This window comes from Micromonospora sp. NBC_00421, from assembly GCF_036017915.1.
In the GTDB taxonomy this organism is placed as follows: Bacteria; Actinomycetota; Actinomycetes; order Mycobacteriales; family Micromonosporaceae; genus Micromonospora.
The window spans coordinates 4,222,178-4,242,442 of sequence record NZ_CP107929.1; the positions used below are offsets into that span (position 1 = coordinate 4,222,178).

Genomic DNA, 20,265 nt, shown 5'->3' on the forward strand with positions numbered 1-20,265 from the left:
ACACCGGCAGCCGGCCCGCCGGACGCTGCCGGCCGCCGTGGCACTCGCCCTGCTGACCCCGGTGTACGCCTGCCGTCCCGACCTCGGGCCGCCCGGCGCACCGACCCCCTGGCCGCCCGCCGCCGCCCCGCAGTGGCGGTGGCAGTGGCAGCTCACCGGGCCGGTCGACACCACCGTCGAGGCCGACGTGTTCCTCCTCGACCCGGTCCGGGTGAGCAGCGCCGAGACCGGGGCGCTGCGCCGGCGCGACCGGCGACTGGTCTGCCACGTCCCCGTCGGGACGTACGCCGGGACCGATCCGGACGCCGACCGCTACCCGGCGGCGGTCGGCGGCGGTGCGGCCGGGCGGCCCGGGAGCCGTTGGGTGGACGTCCGGCGGTGGGACCTGCTGCGTCCCGTCCTCGCCGACCGGTTCCGGCTCTGCCGGGGCAAGGGGTTCGGCGCGGTGGCCCTCGTCGACGCCGACGGGTACGCCCACCGGTCCGGCTTCCCGCTCGACTTCGACGACCAGTTGGCGTTCAACCGGCTGACGGCCGGGCTGGCCCGGGGGCTGGGCCTCTCCCCCGGCCTGGTCGGTGACGTCGGTCAGGTGGCCGCGCTCGCGCCGGACTTCGACTTCGCGGTCGACGAGGAGTGCGTCCGGCTGCGCCGCTGCGCCAAGCTGCTCCCCTTCGCCGACGCGCACAAGCCGGTCTTCCAGGTCGAGTACGCCGGTGACCCGGCCCGTTTCTGCGTGACCACGATCGGCTACGGCTTCGCCTCGATCCGCAAGAACCGCACCCTGGACGCCTGGCGCGAGCCCTGCCCCACCCCAGGGCAGCCGGCCGCCGGGGCGACCCCGAACCGGCTCCGGGTCACCCCCTGAGGGCACCCCGGGGGCGGGGCTGACAGCGGGGGCAACTGTACGACGACCGGTTCATGAACGCCTCCCGGCGGATCGGCGCACCGCAGCGGCGGCAGGGCTCGCCCTCCCGGCCGTAGACGTTCAACGACCTGTCGAAGTAGCCGCTCTCCCCGTTGACGTCGACGTACAGGTCGTCGAAGCTGGTGCCGCCCTGCTTGATCGCCTCGCCGAGGACGTCCCGCACGTGCCCGAGCAGCCGACCCGCAGCGGGGGCGGTCACCGCGTCGGTCGGCCGGGCACCGTGCAGCCCGGCCCGCCACAGCGCCTCGTCGGCGTAGATGTTGCCCACCCCGGAGAGCAGCGTCTGGTCCAGCAGGGCGCGCTTGACCTCCGTACGCCGGCGGCGCAGCGCGGCGACGAACCCGGCGTCGGAGAACTCCGGGTCCATCGGGTCGCGGGCGATGTGCGCGATCTCGGCGGGCAGCTCGGCCCCGCCCTCGCTGACCGCGAGCCCGCCGAACGTCCGCTGGTCGACGAAGCGCAGCTGCGGACCGTCGTCGGCGAACCGGAACCGGACCCGCAGATGCAGCTCGTCGGCCGCCTCGGCCGGCTGGAGCAGCAGCTGCCCCGACATGCCCAGGTGGCCGACGAGGGCGTCACCGCTGTCCAATGGCAGCCACAGGTACTTGCCCCGCCGTCGTACGTCGGTCACCGTCCGACCGGCCAGCACGTCGGCGAAGTGCGCCGCACCGGGGAGGTGCCGCCGGACGGCCCGGGGGTGACGTACCTCCACCGTCGCGATCCGCCGGCCGGTGACCCACTGGGCCAGCCCCTGCCGTACCGTCTCGACCTCGGGCAGCTCAGGCACGGCCCGACCCCACCTCGGCGGCCTCGTCCACCATCGGCTGCACGCCGTCGGGCTGCTCAGCGTCGGATGACACGGCGTCGGACCGGTCCCGCTCGGCCTGCGCGGTGAGTTCCCGCCAGGCCGCCTCGGCGGCCCGCTGCTCGGCCTCCTTCTTGCTGCGCCCCTCGGACCCGCCGTAACGGTTGCCGGCCACCACCACCCAGGCGGTGAAGGTCTTCAGGTGGTCCGGGCCGGTGCCCTCGATCCGGTACTCGGGCACCCCCAGGCCCAGCGCGGCGGTCAGCTCCTGGAGGCTGGTCTTCCAGTCCAGTGCGGCGCCCCGGCCCGCCGACTCGGCCATCAGCGGGTCGAAGAGCCGGTGGACGACGATCGCCGCGGTGTCCAGCCCGTACTGGAGGTAGATCGCGCCGAGCAGCGCCTCCAGGGTGTCGGCGAGGATGCTCGCCTTGTCCCGCCCGCCGGTGGTCTCCTCCCCCTTGCCGAGGAGCAGGTAGGCACCGAGCCCGTCCGGGCCTAGCCCCCGGGCCACGTCGGCCAGGGCGCGCATGTTGACCACGCTGGCCCGCAGCTTCGCCAGTTGCCCCTCGGGCAGGTCCGGGTGGTTGCGGAACAGCGCCGTGGTGATCACCACGCCGAGCACCGAGTCGCCGAGGAACTCCAGCCGCTCGTTGGTGGGCAGCCCGCCGTTCTCGTACGCGTACGACCGGTGGGTCAGCGCCCGCTCCAACAGCTCGGCGTCGAGTGTCACCCCGAACGCCCCCTCCAGATGGCTGACGGGCGAACGCCGCCGCTTGTCGTTGGTCATGTCCCTACCTCTGCTTCGTTCACGACTACGGGATACCCGGTCGGGTGACCGGCGGGCCGGGCCGGCGCGTCCCCGCGCTCCTGGTCGGTGCCGTCGTCGGCCGGGAGGGCGGCGAGCTGTTCCCGGACCCGGTCGGTGGCCCGGCGACGCCACAGGTGGGCGGCCAGGGCGATACCGGAGGCGACGTCGTCCGGGGTCGCCGCGCCGTGGCAGACCACCACGGTGCCGGCCACCCCGAGCAGGGCCGCCGCCCGTGGGGCGCCACCGCTTGCGGGCGGTCCCCCGGCCATCGCGTAAGCCCCCTCGATGGCCTTGAGCAGGACGTTACCGGTGAAGCCGTCGGTGACCACCACGTCGGCGTGGACGCCCAGCGTCACGTCGTACCCCTCGACCAGGCCGACGTAGCGGGCATCGCAGGGCAGCGGTGCGGCGGCGAGCAGCGGGTCGGCGGTCCGGCGCGGGCGGTCCCCCTTGCCGGCCTCGGTGCCCACCGAGAGCAGGCCGACCCGGGGCGCGTCGATGGCGTGCGCGACGGCGGCGAAGGCCGCACCCAGCGCGGCGTGGCGGACCAGGGTGGCAGGTCGGGGTTCCAGCGAGCCACCGACGTCGAGCAGGATCACCGGGCCGGAGACGGCCGGGAGGGTCGCCACCAGCGCGGGTCGGCGCACGTCGGCCCAGCGGCCGAAGCCGAGGGCGGCGGCGGAGACGGTGGCGCCGGTGGACCCGGCGGAGACGAGCGCGTCGGCAGCGCCGTCACGGACGGCGAAGACCGCCGCGCGCACGGTGCTGTCGGCACGGGGGGCGTGGTCGGCCGACCCGGCGGCGGTACGGGTCGCGCGGATCGTGATCCGGGTCCGTTGCGCCGGGGTCAGGGCGTCGACCACCCCGGCCGCGACCTCGGTCGGGCCGACGAGCAGCAGGTGCAGGTCCGGGTCGGCGCGCACCGCCCGCAGAGCGCCGTCAACCACGACGGCGGGAGCATCGTCCCCGCCGAGGAGGTCAACGGCGATCCGCGCGGTGCCCGGCTCCGTCGTCACGCCGGCCGGAGCAGGCCGGTCGGCGTCGGACGGAGCCGGGGCACCGGGCGATCGTCTGGGTGCGCGCGCCACCCGACCCGTGGTCGGGGGTGTCACTCGGCGTCCAGGTCAGACCTCGAGAACCTGGCGGCCGTTGTACGTGCCGCATACGGAGCACGCCGCGTGCGGCAGCTTGGGGGACTTGCACTGCGGGCAGGCCACGGTCGCGACCACAGCCGCCTTCCAGTTCGCCCGGCGGGACCGGGTGTTGCTGCGCGACATCTTGCGCTTCGGGACGGCCACGGTTCCTACTCCTCTGTACGGTTCAGTTGCGACAGGCTCGCCCAACGCGGGTCGATCTGCTGGTGGCTGTGATCGGCCGGCAGATCGTCCCAGTGCACCCCGCATTCGGGGCACAGCCCTGGGCAGTCCTCCCGGCAGAGCGGGTTGGTCGGCAGCGTGAGCACCACCGCGTCCCGCAGCGCCGGCTCCAGGTCGATCAGATCGTCCTGCATCCGGCCCACCTCGTCCTCGTCGGTCGTGATGTCCGTGGTGCTGTTCTCGTACGCGTACAGCTCCTGGACGTTCACGGCCACCGAGTAGTCGATCGCGCGCAGGCAACGGCCGCACTCGCCCTGGACGGGACCGGTGACGGTCCCGGAGACGAGCACGCCCTCGGACACCGACTCCAACCTCAGGTCGAGGTCGAGGTCCGCGCCCGCCGGCACGCCGATCAACTCCACGCCGAGGTCCGCCGGTGCCGGCACGACCCGCCGAAGCGTACGCAACGCACCAGGGCGACGCGGCAGATCCCTCGTGTCGAGGACCAGCGGCGCCTTGGGGTTGAGTGATGAAGGCGAGTGTTTGGGCATAGTCAGACTCCGGCCGGTGAGAGGCCGACAAAAAAGGTTACCTGGGCGACCGCCGGATCGTCGAACCGGGGGCGACGCCCGACCAGTCCGTCGGTGCGATGAGGTGCCGCTCAGAAGGGTAGCGGGCGTTCCGCCTCGTCCCCACCGAAGGTGCCGATCTCCCGCAGCGCGTGCATCTTGTCCCGCCCGCGCTCGATCGACGCCAGCGCCCGGGTGAGGAACTGCTCGAAGTTCGCCAGCGCGGTGTCGACGTAGTCGTCGACCTCGTCACGCAGCCGCTGCGCCTCGGCGCGGGCCTCGGCGATGATCCGCGCCCCCTCGTGCTCGGCGGAGACCGTGATCTCGTTCACCGACACCAGTCGGGCGTGTTCCGCCTCACCCTCGCTGATGATCCGGTCGGCCTCCCGCTTGCCGGCGTCCATGATCTTGTCCCGCTCCTCCAGGAGGGCGGCGGCACGGCGCAGGTCGGCGGGGAGATCGGCGCGCATCTCGTCGAGGGCGGCGATCATCTCGCCCCGGTCGACCATGCAGTTGTTGCGCGACATCGGGACGGAGCGCGCCTGCTCCACCATGGCGATCAGTTCGTCGATGCGATCGAGCGGGTCCACCGGTACCTCACTCCTGTCGTTCGTCGGCCGACCTACATGATGCGGCCTGCGCCCGGCTTCGGCGCTGCACCACATGATGTCGTGCCCCGGCCACCACCGCCGCCACCACCCCGGCCCGACGCGCCGCCCGCTGCCGGACGACGGTCAGGGACGGGGGACGGTGAGCCGGGCCGCAAGCGCCTGTCGGACGGTCTCGGGGACGTGGGAGGAGACGTCGCCACCCCACTTGGCCACGTCCTTCACCAGGCTGGAGGAGAGGAACGAGTAGAGCGGGTTGGTCGGCATGAACAGCGTCTCCACGCCGGCCAGGCCGATGTTCATCTGGGCCATCTGCAGCTCGTAGTCGAAGTCGCTGACCGCCCGCAGGCCCTTGATCAGCACGCTCGCCTCCTGCGCCCGGCAGAAGTCGACGAGCAGGCCACGGAAGGACTCGACCCGCACGTTGCCGTATGAGGAGGTCACCTCGCGGAGCATGTCGATCCGCTCCTCGACGGTGAACAGGCCGCTCTTGGACTGGTTCACCAGCACGCCCACGATCACCTCGTCGAAGAGCCGACTGGCCCGTCCGACGATGTCGAGGTGTCCGTTGGTGACCGGGTCGAACGAGCCGGGACACACCGCACGTCTCATGATCGGCGACCGTACCAAAGAGTGGTCTCGCCGTAACGCCGGCTGCGGTCGGCGGTGATGCCCCGCACCCATTCCAACGGTCCACCGCGGGTGGACCGTTCGACCACCACCAGCGCGTCGGGGGCGAGCCAGGCGTGGTCGACCAGGGCGGCCAGCAGCGCGGTGATCTCGTCGTCCGGCACCGCGTAGGGGGGGTCGGCGAAGACCACGTCGTACGGCTCGCCGCCGGGACCTGCCGTGAGTACCGCGGCCACCTTGCCGGCCACCAGCCGGGCGGCCGGGGCGGCGCGGAGCACGGCGACGTTCTCCCGGATCACCCGGGCGGCCCGGGGATCGGACTCGACGAGCAACACGTGCCCGGCACCCCGGGACAACGCCTCCAGCCCGACCGCGCCGGAGCCGGCGTACAGGTCGGCGAAGCGCGCGCCGACCAGGTCCACCTCGGTGGCGACGGCGCTGAAGAGCGCCTCCCGCACCCGGTCGGAGGTGGGTCGGGTGCCGGCGCCGGCGGGTGCGGCGATCCGCCGGCCACCGAGCGTGCCGGCCACGATCCGGGTCATGGTCTCCCCCTGTCCATGTCTGTGACGCTACGCGACGGGCGGACCGTCCGATCCATTCACCTTCGTGTTCAAGTGATCACTTCCTGTACATGAATGATCTCAAATACATAACAAGCTCTTCGGTGCCAGCTGTGCGCTGTGCCCGGATCGGCGAGCCCACTAGGGTCTGCCCGGTGCCGGTGCCGCTCCGCCGGCCGGGGCGCCGGGAGGCGCCGTCGCGGCGCTCCGCACGCGCACCGCGACCTGGCAACGCCACCCCCCGCCGCACCCCTGACGCATCTTCACCCCGGGAGTACGCGTGATCCGTCCCCAGCTGTCGCTCCGGCGACCGCTCGCCGTGACCGCCGCCGCCCTGGCTGGCCTGGCCACGGTCCTTGCCTGCACCGCTCCGGCGAGTGCCAGCCCGGCCTCGCCGTCCCCGACGGCCACGGCCACCCCGACGGCCACGGCCACGGCCACACCGAGCGCGACGGCCACCACCCCGTCGGACGAGCCGACCGCGCCGTCCTGCGTCGCCGCCGCCGACGCGCGCTACACGCACACCTTCGACGGCCCAGCGGGCAAGGCCTCGATCACCCTGACCAACGGCCCTCTCTGCCGGGGCGAGGAGCAGGAACTCGCCCTGGTGTCGTACGTGACGCCGTCGGCGAAGTTCGCCGTGCCGCAGTACGTGCTCGACAAGTCGATCAAGAAGTTCACCGGGGTGGCCCCGGGTGAGCTGGGGGTGGCCACCCTCGACTTCGCCGTCGAGGTGCCGAACTGCTACACCCAGGTCGACTTCGTCTTCGGCAGCAAGCTGATCGACCCGCTGACCGACACCAGCGACCGGTACGGCGACCGCAAGGTCGGCAGCCCGTCCGGCATCGGCGCCCGCTCCACCGGCCCGCGCGCCTGGTACAACGGCGGCTCGGGCACCTGCTCGGCGGCGCCCGAGGTGATCGCCGAGTCCGACTGCGACGGCAACGTCGAGCTGACCCTGGTCAACCGCAGCGGCAACGCCGAGGCGACGTTCACCATCACCGGCAGTGGTGGCTTCACCGAGAAGGTGACCGTCCCGCTTCGCAAGATCGAGACCCGGAAGCTCAGCGCCGGGGAGGCGCAGGAGATCACCGTGGCCGCCCCGGGCATGAAGGACTTCACCGGCGGCTGGCAGAAGCCGGCGGACTGCCAGCAGCCCGAGGTGGGCACGCCTGACGCCAGCTACGAATCCGACTGCGACAAGATGATCTTCCGGATCAGCAACCCGGAGGACGGCGCCCCGCTGACCTCCGTCTTCACCCCCAACAAGGGTGAGCCGAAGAAGCTGACCGTCGAGCCCGGCCGGACCGGCACGGTCAGCTTCCCGGCCAACAAGGGCCTCACCGTCACCGTCACCGGCGACCTCGACTCCGGCGGCCCGCTCAAGTGGGAGCAGCCGAAGGACTGCCCGTCCACGGGCGGCGGCAGCGGCGGGGGCGACCAGGACGGCGGCCTCCCGGTGACCGGCGCGGCGGCCGGTGCCATCGCGGCCGGCGCTGCCACCCTGCTGGCAGCCGGCGTGGTGCTCTTCTTCGCCGCCCGACGCCGACGGATCCGCTTCACCGTCTGACCGCAACACGCCTGACCCGTACCACGACGTAGGCGCGTGCCGACCACCCGGTCGGCACGCGCCTGCGTCGTGTGGCCCCGCAGCCGTCGCCCCGCCGGACGGTGGATGAGAGACGTCGCCCCGCCGGACGGTGGGGTGTCGAGAGCCAGGGGTCGCTTCTGGCACGTCGGTGGGTCGGGCGTCATTGCCCGGTGCTGCGGGATCCCCGACGCACCACCTCCGGCACTGTCCGAAGCCGAACCGAACCGAGCCGAGCCAATTCGATTGCCGATCCGATGGTGGCCGTGCTGGTGCTGGTGCCGCTGCTGGTCGTCGCGCAGGGACAGCGTTCCTTGCCGATCCGATTGCCGATCCGATTGCCCACGCGGTCGCCGACGCCTACAGCCGCTCCGGCCATCACCGGCCCCCACCGGGGGCACCGTTACCCCGTCGGTGTCCTGTAGAGCTGATGACGTTAACGAGTCACCCTCCGGACCACCGGACCACCGAACCGAACAGGACCAACAGGCGGGACTAGATCGAAGGCCCATACCCGACCGAGCCAGAACGGGCCGAGCCGAGCTAAATCGAGCCGAGCCAAGCCAGGCCAGGCCGGCCAGGCCGAACCAAGCCAAGCCGGACCGAGCCGGACCGAGCCGGACCGAGCCGAGCCGGGCCGGGCCGGGCCGCGCTAGTGGTGGGCAACACCGTTGCGTTAGGGGGAACGGCTGTTCGTCAACCACCGCTGCCTCGCCGATCATGGAGTTGTGGTGGGCAACAGAACGCCCGTAAACCCCCAAAGTCGGCACCACAACTCCATGATCGCCAAGCGGGCCCACCCCGCTCCCCGATCGGGCACTTCCTGTCCCGGGTTGACCAGCCGCCCACGGCGTTAACGCAACGGTGTTGTAGTGGTGGGTGGTGTGTGATCCGTTAACGTCATCAGCTCCAAAGGACGCGGATGTACCAAGCGTCGCTGCCCTCAGTAACGATGTGCTTCGACCGGCTAACCCGCCCTGAGCAGGGCAGCGATTGCCATTCACTAACTGTGCAGGTTGTCACACGGCGCGAGCGGGACCGGACCGCCCCGGAGCATGGTCGAGCAGCCCGGAGCAGAACCCGGCAACGCAGGGAAGCACCCCGCCGCACAGAGCGTCGCCGAGCAGCTCGCCGCCCAAAAGGAGCAGCGCAGACCACGGGCGACGCAGACCACGGGCGACGCAGACCACGGCACGGGCACGGCGGGGCGGGGGGTGGGTCAGCCCTTCTCCAGGTACTCCGCGCGCTCCTCGTCGACCAGGGCGGCGACCGAGGCCGCCAGCGCCGGGTGACGCGTCAGCTCCGGGTCCTCCTCGACCAGGGTGAGCGCCTCGGCGCGGGCGTCGCGGATCAGGTCGGCGTCGCGGAGCAGGGACAGCAACCGCAGGTGCGAGCGGTGGCCGGACTGGGTCGCCCCCAGCACGTCGCCCTCCCTGCGCTGTTCCAGATCCAGCTCGGCCAGCTTGAACCCGTCGGTGGTGGAGGCGACCGCGTCCAACCGCTCGCGCGCCGACGAACCCTCGGCCGCCTCGCTCACCAGCAGGCAGAGCCCGGGTGCCGAGCCCCGACCGACCCGGCCACGGAGCTGGTGCAGCTGCGAGACACCGAACCGGTCGGCGTCCAGCACGATCATCACGGTGGCGTTGGGCACGTTGACGCCGACCTCCACCACAGTGGTGGCGACCAGCACGTCCAGCTTGCCGTCGGCGAAGGAGCGCATCACCGCGTCCTTCTCGTCGGCGGGCAGCCGGCCGTGCAGGACGCCGATCCGCAGCCCGTGCAGCGGCCCCTCGGCGAGCAGCGGCGCCACCTCGGTCACCGCCAGCGGCGGCCGCCGCCCGTTGTCGTCCTCCCGGGGCGGCTCCTCCTCGACTGCCGGCCCCTCACCGATCCGCGGACAGACCACGTACGCCTGGTGGCCGGCGTCGACCTCCTCGCGCACCCGCCGCCAGGCCCGGTCCAGGAAGGCCGGCTTCTCGGCCGCCGGTACCACGTGCGAGGCGATCGGGGACCGTCCCTGCGGCAACTGGGACAGGGTGGACGTCTCCAGGTCGCCGTAGACGGTCATCGCCACCGTGCGCGGGATCGGGGTGGCCGTCATCACCAGCACGTGCGGCGGCTGGTCGGCCTTGGACCGCAGGGCGTCGCGCTGCTCCACGCCGAAGCGGTGCTGCTCGTCGACCACCACCAGGCCCAGGTCGGCGAAGTCGACCCCCTCGTAGAGCAGGGCGTGGGTGCCGAGCACGATGCCGGCCCGCCCCTCGGCGACCTCCGCGAGGGCCCGGCGGCGGGCCGCCGCGCCCAGCGAGCCGGTGACCAGCTCCACCCGGGTCGCGTCGTCGGCCGCGCCCAGCTCACCGGCCTGGGCAAGCGGGCCGAGCAGGTCGAGCATGCCCCGGTGGTGCTGGGCGGCGAGCACCTCGGTCGGGGCGAGCAGCGCCGCCTGGCCGCCCGCGTCGACCACCTGGAGCATCGCCCGCAGGGCCACCACCGTCTTGCCGGAACCGACCTCACCCTGCAACAGCCGGTGCATCGGGTGCGGCTCGGCCAGGTCGGCGGCGATCTCGACGGCGACGTCCCGCTGGCCGGAGGTCAGCTCGTAGGGCAGCCGGGCGTCGAACGCGTCGAGCAGGCCGCCCGCCTTCGCCGGGCGCGGCCTCGCCGGCCAGGACGCCGCCCGCAGCTTGCGCTGCACCAGGGTCAGCTGTACGGCGAACGCCTCGTCCCACTTGAGTCGGCGGCGGGCCCGGTAGAGCTCCTCCTTGCTGGACGGTCGGTGGATCTCGCGTAGCGCGGTGCCGATGCCGACCAGTTTCCGGCCGACCCGCAGCTCCGTCGGCAGCGGATCGTCCGGCGGGGTGACGGTGTCCAGCACCACCCGGACGCAGCGGGCGATAACCCAGGTCGGCACGGCCGCTGCGGCCGGGTAGACCGGAATCAGCGCCCCGGCGAACTCCTCGACCTCCTCGGAGGCCGCCACCTCACCCTCGCCCCCTTCGCCGAGCAGGACGTACTCCGGGCCGTTGAGCTGCCGTCTGCCCCGGAACTCGGTGACCTTGCCGGCGAACAGCCCCCACCGGCCGGGCCGAAGCTCCCGCTCCCGCCACGCCTGGCTGCCGAAGAAGGTCAGGGTCAGCGTCCCGCCGGAGTTGTCACCGACGGTCACCTCCAGCAGGTTGCCCCGACGCTGCCGCATCGGTCGTACCGCCGTGCGTTGCACCTGGGCCAGCACGGTGACCTGCTCTCCGACGTCCAGCGAGCGGATGTCGGTGTGCTCACCGCGCTCGTCGTAGCGGCGTGGGAAGTGGTACATCAGGTCACCGGCGGTGTGCAGGTCGAGGTGGCCGGCGAGCGCCTTGGCGGTCTTCTCCCCGACCAGCTTCTTGAGCGCGGTGTCCACCGTGGCCGGTTCGGCCGTCGTCATTCGACCCCCACCAGGAGCGGATAGTACGGTTGCCCACCCGGGTACGCCTGCACCTCGACGAAGGGCCAGCGCCGGCTCACGTGCTCCCGGACCGCCTCGACGAGACCGGTCGGGGCGTCCGCGCCGGTGAGCAGGGTGACCAGCTCGCCGCCGCCGCCGAGCATCCGGTCGACCATGGCCGCGCAGGTGTCGACCAGGTCGCTGCCGATCAGGTGGACCTCGCCCTCGACCAGGGCCAGCACGTCACCGGGGCGGCACGGGCCGGCGACGGTCAGCGCCTCCCGGCTGGCGTGGCACACCTCGGCGTACCGGCAGGCGCCGGCGGCCTCGGCCATCGCGATGACGTCGTCTTCGAACCGGCGCTGCGGGTCCCGGACGGCGAGGGCGGCGAGCGCCTGCACCGGCGAACGGGTCGGCACCACGCTCACCTTCACTCCGAGCCGGTGCGCCTCCCTGGCGGCGGCGCTCGCCACGGCCTGGGTGTTCGGGTCGTTGGGGAGCACCACCACCCGGGCGGCGGCGGTGGCCCGGATCGCGTCCAGCAGCTCACCGGTGGACGGGTTGCCCGGCACCACTGTCGCCCCCTCGGCACCGAACAGCTCGGCGATGCCGTCGCCGGCCGCGACCACCACGGCCGCCCGCCCGTCGGCGGCGGTGGGACCGGGCGCGGGGGCCGGCGCAGCCTGCTCGGCCGGCGCGTGGTGCTCGGCGAACCGGGTCACCGAGATCCGGTACGGCCGGCCGGCGACCACCCCGGCCTCGACCGCCGCCCCGACGTCATTGACGTGGACGTGGACGTTCCAGGTGGTGGACTCGGCGGGTGAGCCGCCGTCCCCGACCACCACCAGCGAGTCGCCAAGCGTGGCCAGTTCGGCGCGCATCCGGGTCACCGCCTCGTGCGGGGCGTCGAGGAGGAACTGCACCTCGTAGGCGTACTCGGTGGAGCCGGTCTCCCGGACGGCGGTCAGCGGCGGGCGGACCGTGCGGGTCACCGGCGTCGGCCGGGGTGGGATCTCCCCCGTGACCACCTCGACCAGCGCGTCGAGCAGCAGGCAGAGCCCCCGGCCGCCGGCGTCGACCACGCCGGCGCGGGCCAGCGCGGGCAACTGCTCGGGGGTACGGGCCAACGCGCGGGCGGCCTCACCGGCGGCGGCCCGGGTCACCGTGCGCAGGTCGTCGCTGTCGGCCTGCTCGGCGGCGGTCGCGGCGGCGGCGACCACGCTGAGCACCGTGCCCTCGACCGGCCGGGCCACCGCGGCATAGGCGGCGGTGGTGGCGTCGCGCAACGCGGCAGCCAGCGCCCGGCCGGCGACTGCGGGTACGACGCCGAGGGCGTCGGCGAGGCCGCGCAGGATCTGCGAGAGGATCACCCCGGAGTTGCCCCGGGCGCCGAGCAGCGCTCCCCGGGCCATCAGCCGCAACGCGTGCCCGTGCGCGGTGTTGCCGTCCTCCGGCAGGGTGCCGAGGTCCATCGCCAGCGCCTGCTGGGCCGAGGTGAGGGTGAGCACGAGGTTGGTGCCGGTGTCCCCGTCGGGGACGGGGTAGACGTTGAGGTCGTCGATCTCGCCCTGGTGCCGACGCAGGACCGCGAGGCCGCTCGCGCACCAGCGGCGTACCGCGGCGTCGTCGAGGGTGTCCAGCACGGCCAGAAGCCTACTGGCGGCGACCGACACCCGCCGGGGTCGCCCGGCGTGTCCCCGCGCCGGTCGGCGGAGACGCGCGCCGGCCGGCGGAGGCACCCGGGACGGTGACCGGGCGCACACCGCAAGCGGCTACGGCGGGCCGGGACGGGCCGGTTGGGCCGGCCCGGGGTCCATCGGGTAACCTGGCCAGGTTGTCCGGGCAGCGCCTGCCGGCGACCTCATGAACGTATCAATCTCAGGAGTATCCCGTGGCTAGCGTGTGCGACGTCTGTGGCAAGGGACCGGGCTTCGGCCACAACGTGTCCCACTCGCACCGGCGGACCAACCGCCGCTGGAACCCGAACATCCAGTCGGTGCGTACCCCGGCCGGTGGTGGCAACACCAAGAAGCTCCAGGTCTGCACCTCGTGCATCAAGGCCGGCAAGGTCACCCGCGCCTGACCCGGTAGCACCTCCACCGCTTCAGCTTCGACGATACCGGCGGGCCACGACGGCCCGCCGGTATCGTCGTGTGCCCGTGTCCGGCGGCGGTCAGAGCACCCGGCCGAACGACAGGCAGCCGGGGGCGTCGGCGTAGTAGCCGAAGTTGGGGATCCGCTCGTATCCCGCCGAGGTGTACAGGGCGATCGCCTCGGGCTGCCGGTCACCGCACTCCAGGATGATCCGCTTGCGTCCGTGCCGGCGGGCCGAGTCCTCGACGGCGGTCAGCACCGCGCGGGCCACCCCGCGCCCCCGGACGGCCGGGGCGGTGTACATCCGCTTCAACTCGGCGTCGTCGTCGCCGTGACTGCGCCACCCCGCGCAGCCCACCGGCTCGCCGTCGAGGCGGGCGACGAGGAAGTCGCCGTGCGGCGGCGCGAACTCGGTCGGGTCGACGGGGGTCTCGTCGCCGTTGCCTCCGTACCGGACGCCCAGGTCGGCCAGGGTCGCCCGGATCAGCGTCTGCGCCACCGGCGCGTCGAAGCCGAGCGGGCGGATCTCGATCTCACTCACGGGTGAAGGGTACGACCGCCCCTTACCGGAAGTGGTCCCAGCCGGCCGGTCCGTCGTACGCGTCACCGTCGACGGTCACCCCGGCGCCCTCGGCCACCCGGCCCACCACCCGCCACGACTGCGGCAGGGCCACCGCCTGGGGAAAGGTGGCGACCAGGGCATGGTCGTCGCCACCGGCCAGAATCCAGGTGTACGGGTCGACGCCGAGCGCCTGGGCGGCGTCGCGCATCTGCCGGGGCAGCTCGAAGGCGTCCCGGCGCAGGTCCACGCCGACGCCGCTGGCCTTCGCCAGGTGCCCCAGATCGGCGAGCAACCCGTCCGAGACGTCGATCATGGCGGTGGCACCGAGCCGGGCGGCCTCCGGCCCGGCCGGATAGGGCACCTCCGGTCGCCGGTACGCCTCGACCAGCAGGCGCGGGGTCCGGAAGCCCCGGGAGAGCACGGTCAGCCCGGCGGCGGCCCAGCCGGTGCGCCCGGCGAGCGCCACCACGTCACCCGGGCGGGCACCGGAGCGGACCACAGGTGGCCGGCCGCCCAGGTCGCCGAGGGCGGTCACCGCGATGGTCAGGGTCGCGCTGGCGGACATGTCCCCGCCGACCACCCCCGCCTCGACAAGCGCCGCCTCGGCGGCCAGCCCGTCGGCCAACTCCTCCACCCAGGCGGTGTCCAGGTCGGCGGGGATGCAGAGGGCGACCAGCAGGGCGGTGGGGGTGGCGCCCATCGCGGCGATGTCGGCGAGGTTGGCCGCCGCCGCCCGGTGCCCGACGTCCCGCGCGCTCGACCAGTCCCGCCGGAAGTGCCGCCCCTCGACCAGCACGTCGGTGGAGGCGACCACCCGCCGGTCGGGGGCGGCCACCACGGCGGCGTCGTCGCCCGGCCCGAGCAGGCAGGACGATCCGTAGGTCAGCCGGGCGGTGACCCGGTCGATGAGGCCGAACTCGCCGACGTCCGCGACACCCATGTCTTCCTTCCGACAAGCTCGCTAGCTGCTTCGGCTCGACCACCGATAGGGATCACCCCTGCTCCGTAGGGTATTTTCACCCTTCGGGCCGCCCTGGGCGGCGACGGACGGAGGTCGAGCGTGGTACAGGCGTACATCCTCATCCAGACCGAGGTGGGCCGGGCGCGGGACGTGGCCGGTCTGATCGCGGACCTTACCGGCGTGGTACGCGTCGACGCCGTCACCGGGCCGTACGACGTGGTCGTCCTCACCGAGGCGAACACGGTCGACGAGCTCGGCAAACTCATCGTCAGCAACGTGCAGATGGTGCCCGGCATCACCCGCACCCTCACGTGTTCGGTGGTGCGCCTGTAAGTGGACGAGAAGACTCCCTCCCCAGCGACCCCGCAGACCGCGACCGACTCCGTGGCCACCGCCGACCCGGCGACCGGGGCACCCGACGCCGCCCCGTCGACCGACCAGGTGACCGACCGGTCTGCCGCCGACGGCCGGCGGGCCGGTTGGGACCGGTCGACCCGGCGGGCCGCGTTGTTCGCCGCCCTGGTCGCCGTCCCGGTGACGGTGGCCGTGGCGGCTTTCACCTTCGACAGGCTGTCCCCGGACACGCCGGCCGCCGCGCCGAGCCCGTCGCCGACCAGTCTCCGTCCCCAGTCCGTCACCCCGGTCGAGATGGCCGCCCCGGCGCTGGCCGAGCGACCCGGTGTGGTGTGCCGGGCGCTGGTGTCGCAGTTGCCGGCGACCGTCCGGGAGCTCGCCCAGCGCCCGGTGACCGCCGGCGCGGAGCAGAACGCCGCCTACGGCGACCCGGCGTTGACGGTCGCCTGCGGCGGCCCCGAGCCGACCGTGGACGCCACCGCCGACCTGTGGATCGTCAACCGGGTCTGCTGGTATGCCGCCGAGCGGTCGGACGCCACAGTGCTCACCACCCTCGACCGGGAGACCGCGGTCACGGTGACGGTGCCCCGGGCGTACGAGGGGCCGTTGCAGTGGATCACCCCGATCTCCGACGCGGTGGTCGCCTCCGTGCCGTCCGGCGGGGACAGCCCGTCCGGCTGCCGGCGCTGAGGTCCAGGCAGCCGGTCGGTGGTGGAGACGACGGCGAAAATCGTTTGACGGCACCGATATTCTGATCCTCCGTACCTGCGGCTGACCGTGGGTGGCGAGGGGGCCCTGCCCCCTCACCAACCAGGAGCCGCAATGCGCCGGGCACCCGCCCTCTCCTTCCTCCTCGTCACCGTCTTCCTGGACATGCTCGGGCTCGGCCTGGTCGTGCCGATCATGCCGGCCCTGCTGAGCTCCGTCACCGAGGATCCCGCCGCCGCTGTCCGCTGGTCCGGGCTGCTCGGCTCGGTCTACGGCCTGTTGCAGTTCGTCGTCTCGCCGCTGCTCGGCCGGCTCTCCGACAGGTACGGCCGGCGGCCGGTCCTGCTCGTCTCGCTCACCTGCCTCGGCGTCGACTGGCTGGCCCACGCGGTCTCTCCCAGCCCGTGGACGCTGCTGCTGTTCCACGCCCTCGCCGGTGCCTGCGCGGGCACGTACACAGTGGTCAACGCGTACCTCGCGGACGTCACGGCACCCGAGGCGCGGGCCCGTGCGTACGGGTCGGTGGGTGCCGCGTTCGGGCTCGGCTTCGTCGCCGGCCCGACCGTCGGCGGCCTGCTCGGCAGCGTCGACGTACGCCTGCCGTTCCTCGCCGCCGCCGCGCTGTCCTTCGCCAACGTCGGGTACGGCTGGTTCGTGCTGCCCGAGTCGCGGCCCGGTGACCGGACCACCCCGTTGACCCTGCGGACGGCGAACCCGGTCGCCGCCATCGTCGCCGTCCTGCGTCGACCGGTGCTCGGGCGGCTCGCGTACGCCCGGCTCTGCGCCGACGTCGCCCGGATGACTCACCAGTCGACCTGGACGTTCTTCCTCACCCACCAGTTCGCCTGGGGCACCGCGCGGGTCGGCACCGTGCTCGCGGCGGGGGCGCTCGCCGGGGCGCTCTTCCAGGCCAGGGCCGTCGGGCCGATCGTGCGCCGACTCGGGGACAAGCGGGCCGCGGTGGTCGGCGGCCTGCTCGGGGTGGCCGCGCTGGCGGGTACGGCGTTCGTGACGGTGCCCTGGCTGCTCCACCTGCTCCAGGCGGTCGGCGTGCTCGCCGCGGTCGGTGGTGCCGCCGCACAGTCGTGGCTCTCAGGCATGGTCCGGCCCGACGAGCAGGGCACGGTGCAGGGGGCGCTGACCGGGATCGGGGCCGCCGCCGAAACCCTGGTGCCGGTGGTGGCCGGCGCGGTGTTCGGGTGGTCGCTGGCGTACGCGTCACCGGGCCTGGTCCTCGTCGGTGCGGCCGTCTTCGCGGCCGGGTCGACAATTCTGCTGGCCACGACACCCGACCTGCGGCCACCGCCGACCGGGCGGTGATTTCGGCACCCCGGTTCGGGTTTGCCGGGTCGTTCGGTCGGCAAGTCGGCGGCGGTCGTGCACATCCAATTCTGCATTTTGCCGTCCGCAGAAGTCCCCAGCCGCCGATCGGGTCCGCTTGCAGCGATTTCATCAAGCGGTCCTGATCGGCGAATCAGGACAGGTTCCAACGGGTGGGAATTGGGCAACTCCTGAAGCTGGGAACAGCAGGCGGCGGCACTCGCCGACTCGGCGGTCTCCGCTGGGGTATTCGCCATTTCCGAACGGGTCGTTCGACCGTCCTCGGCCGTGAAGCTCAACGAAAACGGTGTTCTCCGCTATCTACGGTCGATCGAGAGATTGCCCCACAAAGGCACGCAGGACGCCCGACCACCGGGGTCGGCAAGGGCACTGGCTGCGGAAACGGCGGGTAGGCCCCGCCTCGGAGCCCTCGGGCCGGCCGACACCGGCCCGATCGACCGAAGGGATGGCCCGGCAATCGGCTGATCAGCGGGCCAGCATGGGCTGATCGGTCACACCTGCCCCACGTCAATTGCCCGACCCGAAGCGAATGGCCGATGCGCCCGGGCGACCGACCCCGATCGCCGACCACATTCTGGACGACGCCGGCTACAGCCCTGTGAAGCGAACGTGAATGCCGTGTTTCGGTGCTCCCGGAAAAGAGCACGTCAGCGTGCCTGAGACCGACGTGACCCGACTTCACGATCCCCGAAAAAGACGTTACCGGAAGTCGCCGTCACAGGTGCGGCGCTAACATCCCACCCCGCTTGCGTCAATGCTCCACATGCGACAGGATCGGACGCTGAATCCGGAAGAATAATTGCTAGCCTTCGATGGCAACCCGGCAGCTCCTACTGAGCTGCGGCATTGTTCTTCTCCTCATCGGAGGTCACCACATGGTCCCCACCGGACCTGCGCGCCCGCGCGCGAAACGAATCGCCCTCGCCGGGCTCACCGCGCTCGCGGTCGTCCTCGGCACCCAGACCGCCGGCCTCGCCCAGCCACGGACAGCGCCAAGCACGCTGGCCCAGCCGCCGAGCGCACCCGGCCTCGGTCAGGTCGCGAGCAAGAAGGAGGCCCGACCCGGGCCGCTGCCCACCCGGTCCGGCACCGTCAAGGTCGCCCCGTCCCCGTCGGGCGCCCGCAGTGGCGCGGTGGGCACCCAGGCGCTCAACGACAAGGTCGCGCTCCGCTCGCTGATCGTGGCCACCAACACTGCGGACTTCGGCGTGGCCACGCTCACCACCACCCTCGACCGGGTCGGCGCGAGCTACGACATCATCTACACCGCCAGCCAGACGCTCTCGGCGAGCACGCTCGTCGACTCCAACGGGGTCGGCAAGTACAACGCGATCCTGCTGACCAACAGCATGTTGATCTACGAGTCGGGCGGCAACTACCTGGAGGGCCTCAGCAGCACGGAGTGGACCACCCTCTGGGCCTACGAGCGCAACTTCCAGGTGCGGCAGGTCGCCCTCTACACCAGTTACGGCACCTGGCCGGAGGACTACTGCCTCAACTCCGCCGGGGAGACCGCGGTCGGCGACACCGCCCTGCCGCTCTCGCTGACCACCGCCGGCGCCGGGGTCTTCGACTACCTCAAGAGCACCGCCCAGATCCCGTTGACGCAGTCCTACGTCTACAAGACGTCGATCAAGAGCGGTTGCAACGCCGACGCCCTGCTCACCAACGGCTCCAACGTGCTGGCCGTGCGCACCACGTCGACCGACGGTCGGGAGCGGATCGCCCTGACGTTCACCTCCAACCAGTACCTGCTCCACTCGGACCTGCTGGTCTACGGCCTGTTCCGGTGGGCGACCAAGGGCCTGCACTTCGGTGAGCAGAAGCACCACCTCAACGTCGACATCGACGACTGGTTCAGCTTCTCGGACCACTACAAGGACGACGGCACCATCGAGTACACCCCCGGCTTGCAGATCAGCGGGCACGACGCGGTCAACCTCGACACGAAGCAGACCGCGCTGCGCACCGCGAACCCGCTGGCGTCCGGCCTCACCTTCAACATCCCCTACAACGGCGCCGAGATCGACCCGTTCGCCGGCAGCACGTGCAGCCCGAACGGCGACGCCACCACGCTGACCGCCACCACGAAGTGCCTGAAGAACAACTTCCGGTGGATCAACCACACGCTCACCCACCCCGCGCTGAACACTACCGACTACGCCACCACCCACGACGAGATCAGCTCGAACCAGACCGCTGGCACCTCGATCGGGTTGAACCCTCCGGCCGCCGTGCTGAAGACCCCCGAGTACTCCGGCCTCGGTGTCTACAACAACTCCAGCGGCGTGCTCACCGACTACGGCCTCGCCGCGTCCAACCCGGACCTGATCGACGCGGCCGGCGACCTCGGCATCAACACGCTTGTCGGCAACATGTCGTTCGCCAGCCACGTGCCGGCGCACTTCAACGCGTCCACCGCGCACCCGCTGGACCCGAGCATCGCGGTGGTGCCGTGCTGGCCGACCAACATCGCCTACCACACCACCAACCAGGCCGAGGAGACGCACTTCTACAACGCCTTCTACGGTCCGAACGGCCACTTCCCCTACTGGCCCACCGACCGCACCTACTCGCAGATCCTGGACTACGAGTCGACGGTGGGGCTGCAGCACGTGACGTCCGGCTCGATCTACGCGCACACGTTCCACGTCGCCAACGTGCGTGACTACGGCTCGGGCAACAGCCTGGTCACCGACTGGGCGGGTGCGGTGCTCACCAAGTACAGCTCCTACTACTCGGTGCCGCTGCTGAACTCGGCGTGGACCGACATCGCCGCCTACACCAGGGCGCGCACGGCCCACTTCGCCGCGCTCGGCGCCGGGGCGTCGGCGGTCTACGACCGGACCACCGGTGAGATCACGGTGACCTCGCCGGCCGCCGGCTCGCTCCAACTCGGTGGCGTGACCACGACCACCGCGGGTGCCGGCACGTACGGCAGCGACGTCACCGTCCCGGTGACGCTTGTGGCGAACACCCCCGTGACGTTCACCGCCGCTCCTCGCCTGTAGG

19 protein-coding genes are annotated in these 20,265 nt (G+C 72.4%); 7 read left to right on the forward strand and 12 right to left on the reverse strand.

Features of this window, described 5'->3' with window-relative positions; translation table 11 throughout:
• Positions 1-37 precede the first annotated feature (37 nt).
• Positions 38-865, forward strand: a complete 828-nt coding sequence (locus OHQ87_RS17500) for an endo alpha-1,4 polygalactosaminidase (RefSeq protein ID WP_328339151.1) — start codon at positions 38-40, stop codon at positions 863-865.
• Here OHQ87_RS17500 and mutM read toward each other — a convergent pair.
• The 8 genes from mutM to rsmD all read right to left on the reverse strand — a co-directional run bounded on the left by mutM (position 855) and on the right by rsmD (position 6,203).
• Positions 855-1,712: a bifunctional DNA-formamidopyrimidine glycosylase/DNA-(apurinic or apyrimidinic site) lyase gene (gene mutM, locus OHQ87_RS17505; RefSeq protein WP_328339153.1), complete on the reverse strand. Its 858-nt coding sequence runs from the start codon at positions 1,710-1,712 to the stop codon at positions 855-857. The genes OHQ87_RS17500 and mutM overlap by 11 nt on opposite strands.
• Complete coding sequence (rnc, locus tag OHQ87_RS17510; RefSeq protein WP_328339155.1) at positions 1,705-2,517, reverse strand: ribonuclease III; 813 nt, start codon at positions 2,515-2,517, stop codon at positions 1,705-1,707. Before rnc ends, mutM begins: the two co-directional genes overlap by 8 nt.
• Entirely contained in the window at positions 2,514-3,554 is a 1,041-nt protein-coding gene (locus OHQ87_RS17515) for a phosphate acyltransferase PlsX (protein ID WP_328339157.1), read from the reverse strand. The genes rnc and OHQ87_RS17515 overlap by 4 nt, the downstream gene beginning before the upstream one ends.
• 108 nt (positions 3,555-3,662) lie before the next feature.
• Positions 3,663-3,836 carry a 50S ribosomal protein L32 gene (gene rpmF / locus OHQ87_RS17520; protein ID WP_088646032.1) on the reverse strand — a complete coding sequence of 58 codons (174 nt, stop codon included), beginning with the start codon at positions 3,834-3,836 and terminating at the stop codon, positions 3,663-3,665.
• 5 nt (positions 3,837-3,841) lie between these two features.
• On the reverse strand, positions 3,842-4,405 hold the full coding sequence (locus tag OHQ87_RS17525; protein WP_328339162.1) for a YceD family protein: 564 nt from the start codon (positions 4,403-4,405) through the stop codon (positions 3,842-3,844).
• A 110-nt stretch (positions 4,406-4,515) separates the two neighbouring features.
• Positions 4,516-5,013 (reverse strand): hypothetical protein, encoded by a 498-nt coding sequence (locus OHQ87_RS17530; RefSeq protein WP_328339164.1) that lies wholly within the window; start codon positions 5,011-5,013, stop codon positions 4,516-4,518.
• 144 nt (positions 5,014-5,157) lie between these two features.
• On the reverse strand, positions 5,158-5,643 hold the full coding sequence (gene coaD / locus OHQ87_RS17535) for a pantetheine-phosphate adenylyltransferase (protein ID WP_328339166.1): 486 nt from the start codon (positions 5,641-5,643) through the stop codon (positions 5,158-5,160).
• The gene (gene rsmD, locus OHQ87_RS17540; RefSeq protein ID WP_328339168.1) at positions 5,640-6,203 is read right to left on the reverse strand and encodes a 16S rRNA (guanine(966)-N(2))-methyltransferase RsmD; all 564 of its coding nucleotides are present in this window, start codon (positions 6,201-6,203) and stop codon (positions 5,640-5,642) included. The genes coaD and rsmD overlap by 4 nt, the downstream gene beginning before the upstream one ends.
• A 298-nt stretch (positions 6,204-6,501) precedes the next feature.
• Between rsmD and OHQ87_RS17545 the strand changes: the two genes are divergently transcribed.
• Entirely contained in the window at positions 6,502-7,791 is a 1,290-nt protein-coding gene (locus tag OHQ87_RS17545; protein ID WP_328339170.1) for a cell wall anchor protein, read from the forward strand.
• Between the two features lie 1,237 nt (positions 7,792-9,028).
• Here OHQ87_RS17545 and recG read toward each other — a convergent pair.
• Both recG and OHQ87_RS17555 read right to left on the reverse strand, forming a co-directional pair.
• The gene (recG, locus tag OHQ87_RS17550; protein WP_328339172.1) at positions 9,029-11,233 is read right to left on the reverse strand and encodes an ATP-dependent DNA helicase RecG; all 2,205 of its coding nucleotides are present in this window, start codon (positions 11,231-11,233) and stop codon (positions 9,029-9,031) included.
• The gene (locus tag OHQ87_RS17555) at positions 11,230-12,876 is read right to left on the reverse strand and encodes a DAK2 domain-containing protein (RefSeq protein WP_328339174.1); all 1,647 of its coding nucleotides are present in this window, start codon (positions 12,874-12,876) and stop codon (positions 11,230-11,232) included. The genes recG and OHQ87_RS17555 overlap by 4 nt, the downstream gene beginning before the upstream one ends.
• A gap of 248 nt (positions 12,877-13,124) precedes the next feature.
• Between OHQ87_RS17555 and rpmB the strand changes: the two genes are divergently transcribed.
• Positions 13,125-13,316, forward strand: a complete 192-nt coding sequence (gene rpmB / locus OHQ87_RS17560) for a 50S ribosomal protein L28 (protein ID WP_007456456.1) — start codon at positions 13,125-13,127, stop codon at positions 13,314-13,316.
• 90 nt (positions 13,317-13,406) lie between these two features.
• Here rpmB and OHQ87_RS17565 read toward each other — a convergent pair whose 3' ends face one another.
• Entirely contained in the window at positions 13,407-13,868 is a 462-nt protein-coding gene (locus tag OHQ87_RS17565; protein ID WP_328339176.1) for a GNAT family N-acetyltransferase, read from the reverse strand.
• 22 nt (positions 13,869-13,890) lie between these two features.
• Entirely contained in the window at positions 13,891-14,829 is a 939-nt protein-coding gene (locus OHQ87_RS17570) for a thiamine-phosphate kinase (protein WP_328339177.1), read from the reverse strand.
• Positions 14,830-14,949: 120 nt separating this feature from the next.
• Here OHQ87_RS17570 and OHQ87_RS17575 point away from each other — a divergent pair, with 120 nt between their 5' ends.
• The 4 genes from OHQ87_RS17575 (at position 14,950) to OHQ87_RS17590 (ending at position 20,264) form a co-directional block, all read left to right on the forward strand.
• Positions 14,950-15,183, forward strand: a complete 234-nt coding sequence (locus OHQ87_RS17575; protein WP_067305404.1) for an Lrp/AsnC ligand binding domain-containing protein — start codon at positions 14,950-14,952, stop codon at positions 15,181-15,183.
• Between the two features lie 51 nt (positions 15,184-15,234).
• Positions 15,235-15,894, forward strand: coding sequence for a DUF3515 family protein (locus OHQ87_RS17580; RefSeq protein WP_442930839.1), 660 nt, complete (start codon positions 15,235-15,237; stop codon positions 15,892-15,894).
• A 132-nt stretch (positions 15,895-16,026) separates the two neighbouring features.
• Positions 16,027-17,232: an MFS transporter gene (locus tag OHQ87_RS17585; protein ID WP_328339179.1), complete on the forward strand. Its 1,206-nt coding sequence runs from the start codon at positions 16,027-16,029 to the stop codon at positions 17,230-17,232.
• Between the two features lie 896 nt (positions 17,233-18,128).
• Entirely contained in the window at positions 18,129-20,264 is a 2,136-nt protein-coding gene (locus OHQ87_RS17590; RefSeq protein WP_328339181.1) for an Agd3-related carbohydrate-binding protein, read from the forward strand.
• Position 20,265 lies beyond the last annotated feature (1 nt).

Bases quoted from the DNA above. Each gene is read 5' to 3' on its own strand.
- recG (WP_328339172.1), bottom strand. From the start codon at position 11,233: ATGACGACGGCCGAACCGGCCACGGTGGACACCGCGCTCAAGAAGCTG.
- OHQ87_RS17570 (WP_328339177.1), bottom strand. From the start codon at position 14,829: ATGGGTGTCGCGGACGTCGGCGAGTTCGGCCTCATCGACCGGGTCACC.
- rnc (WP_328339155.1), bottom strand. From the start codon at position 2,517: ATGACCAACGACAAGCGGCGGCGTTCGCCCGTCAGCCATCTGGAGGGG.
- OHQ87_RS17585 (WP_328339179.1), top strand. From the start codon at position 16,027: ATGCGCCGGGCACCCGCCCTCTCCTTCCTCCTCGTCACCGTCTTCCTG.
- OHQ87_RS17525 (WP_328339162.1), bottom strand. From the start codon at position 4,405: ATGCCCAAACACTCGCCTTCATCACTCAACCCCAAGGCGCCGCTGGTC.
- rsmD (WP_328339168.1), bottom strand. From the start codon at position 6,203: ATGACCCGGATCGTGGCCGGCACGCTCGGTGGCCGGCGGATCGCCGCA.
- OHQ87_RS17590 (WP_328339181.1), top strand. From the start codon at position 18,129: ATGGTCCCCACCGGACCTGCGCGCCCGCGCGCGAAACGAATCGCCCTC.
- coaD (WP_328339166.1), bottom strand. From the start codon at position 5,643: ATGAGACGTGCGGTGTGTCCCGGCTCGTTCGACCCGGTCACCAACGGA.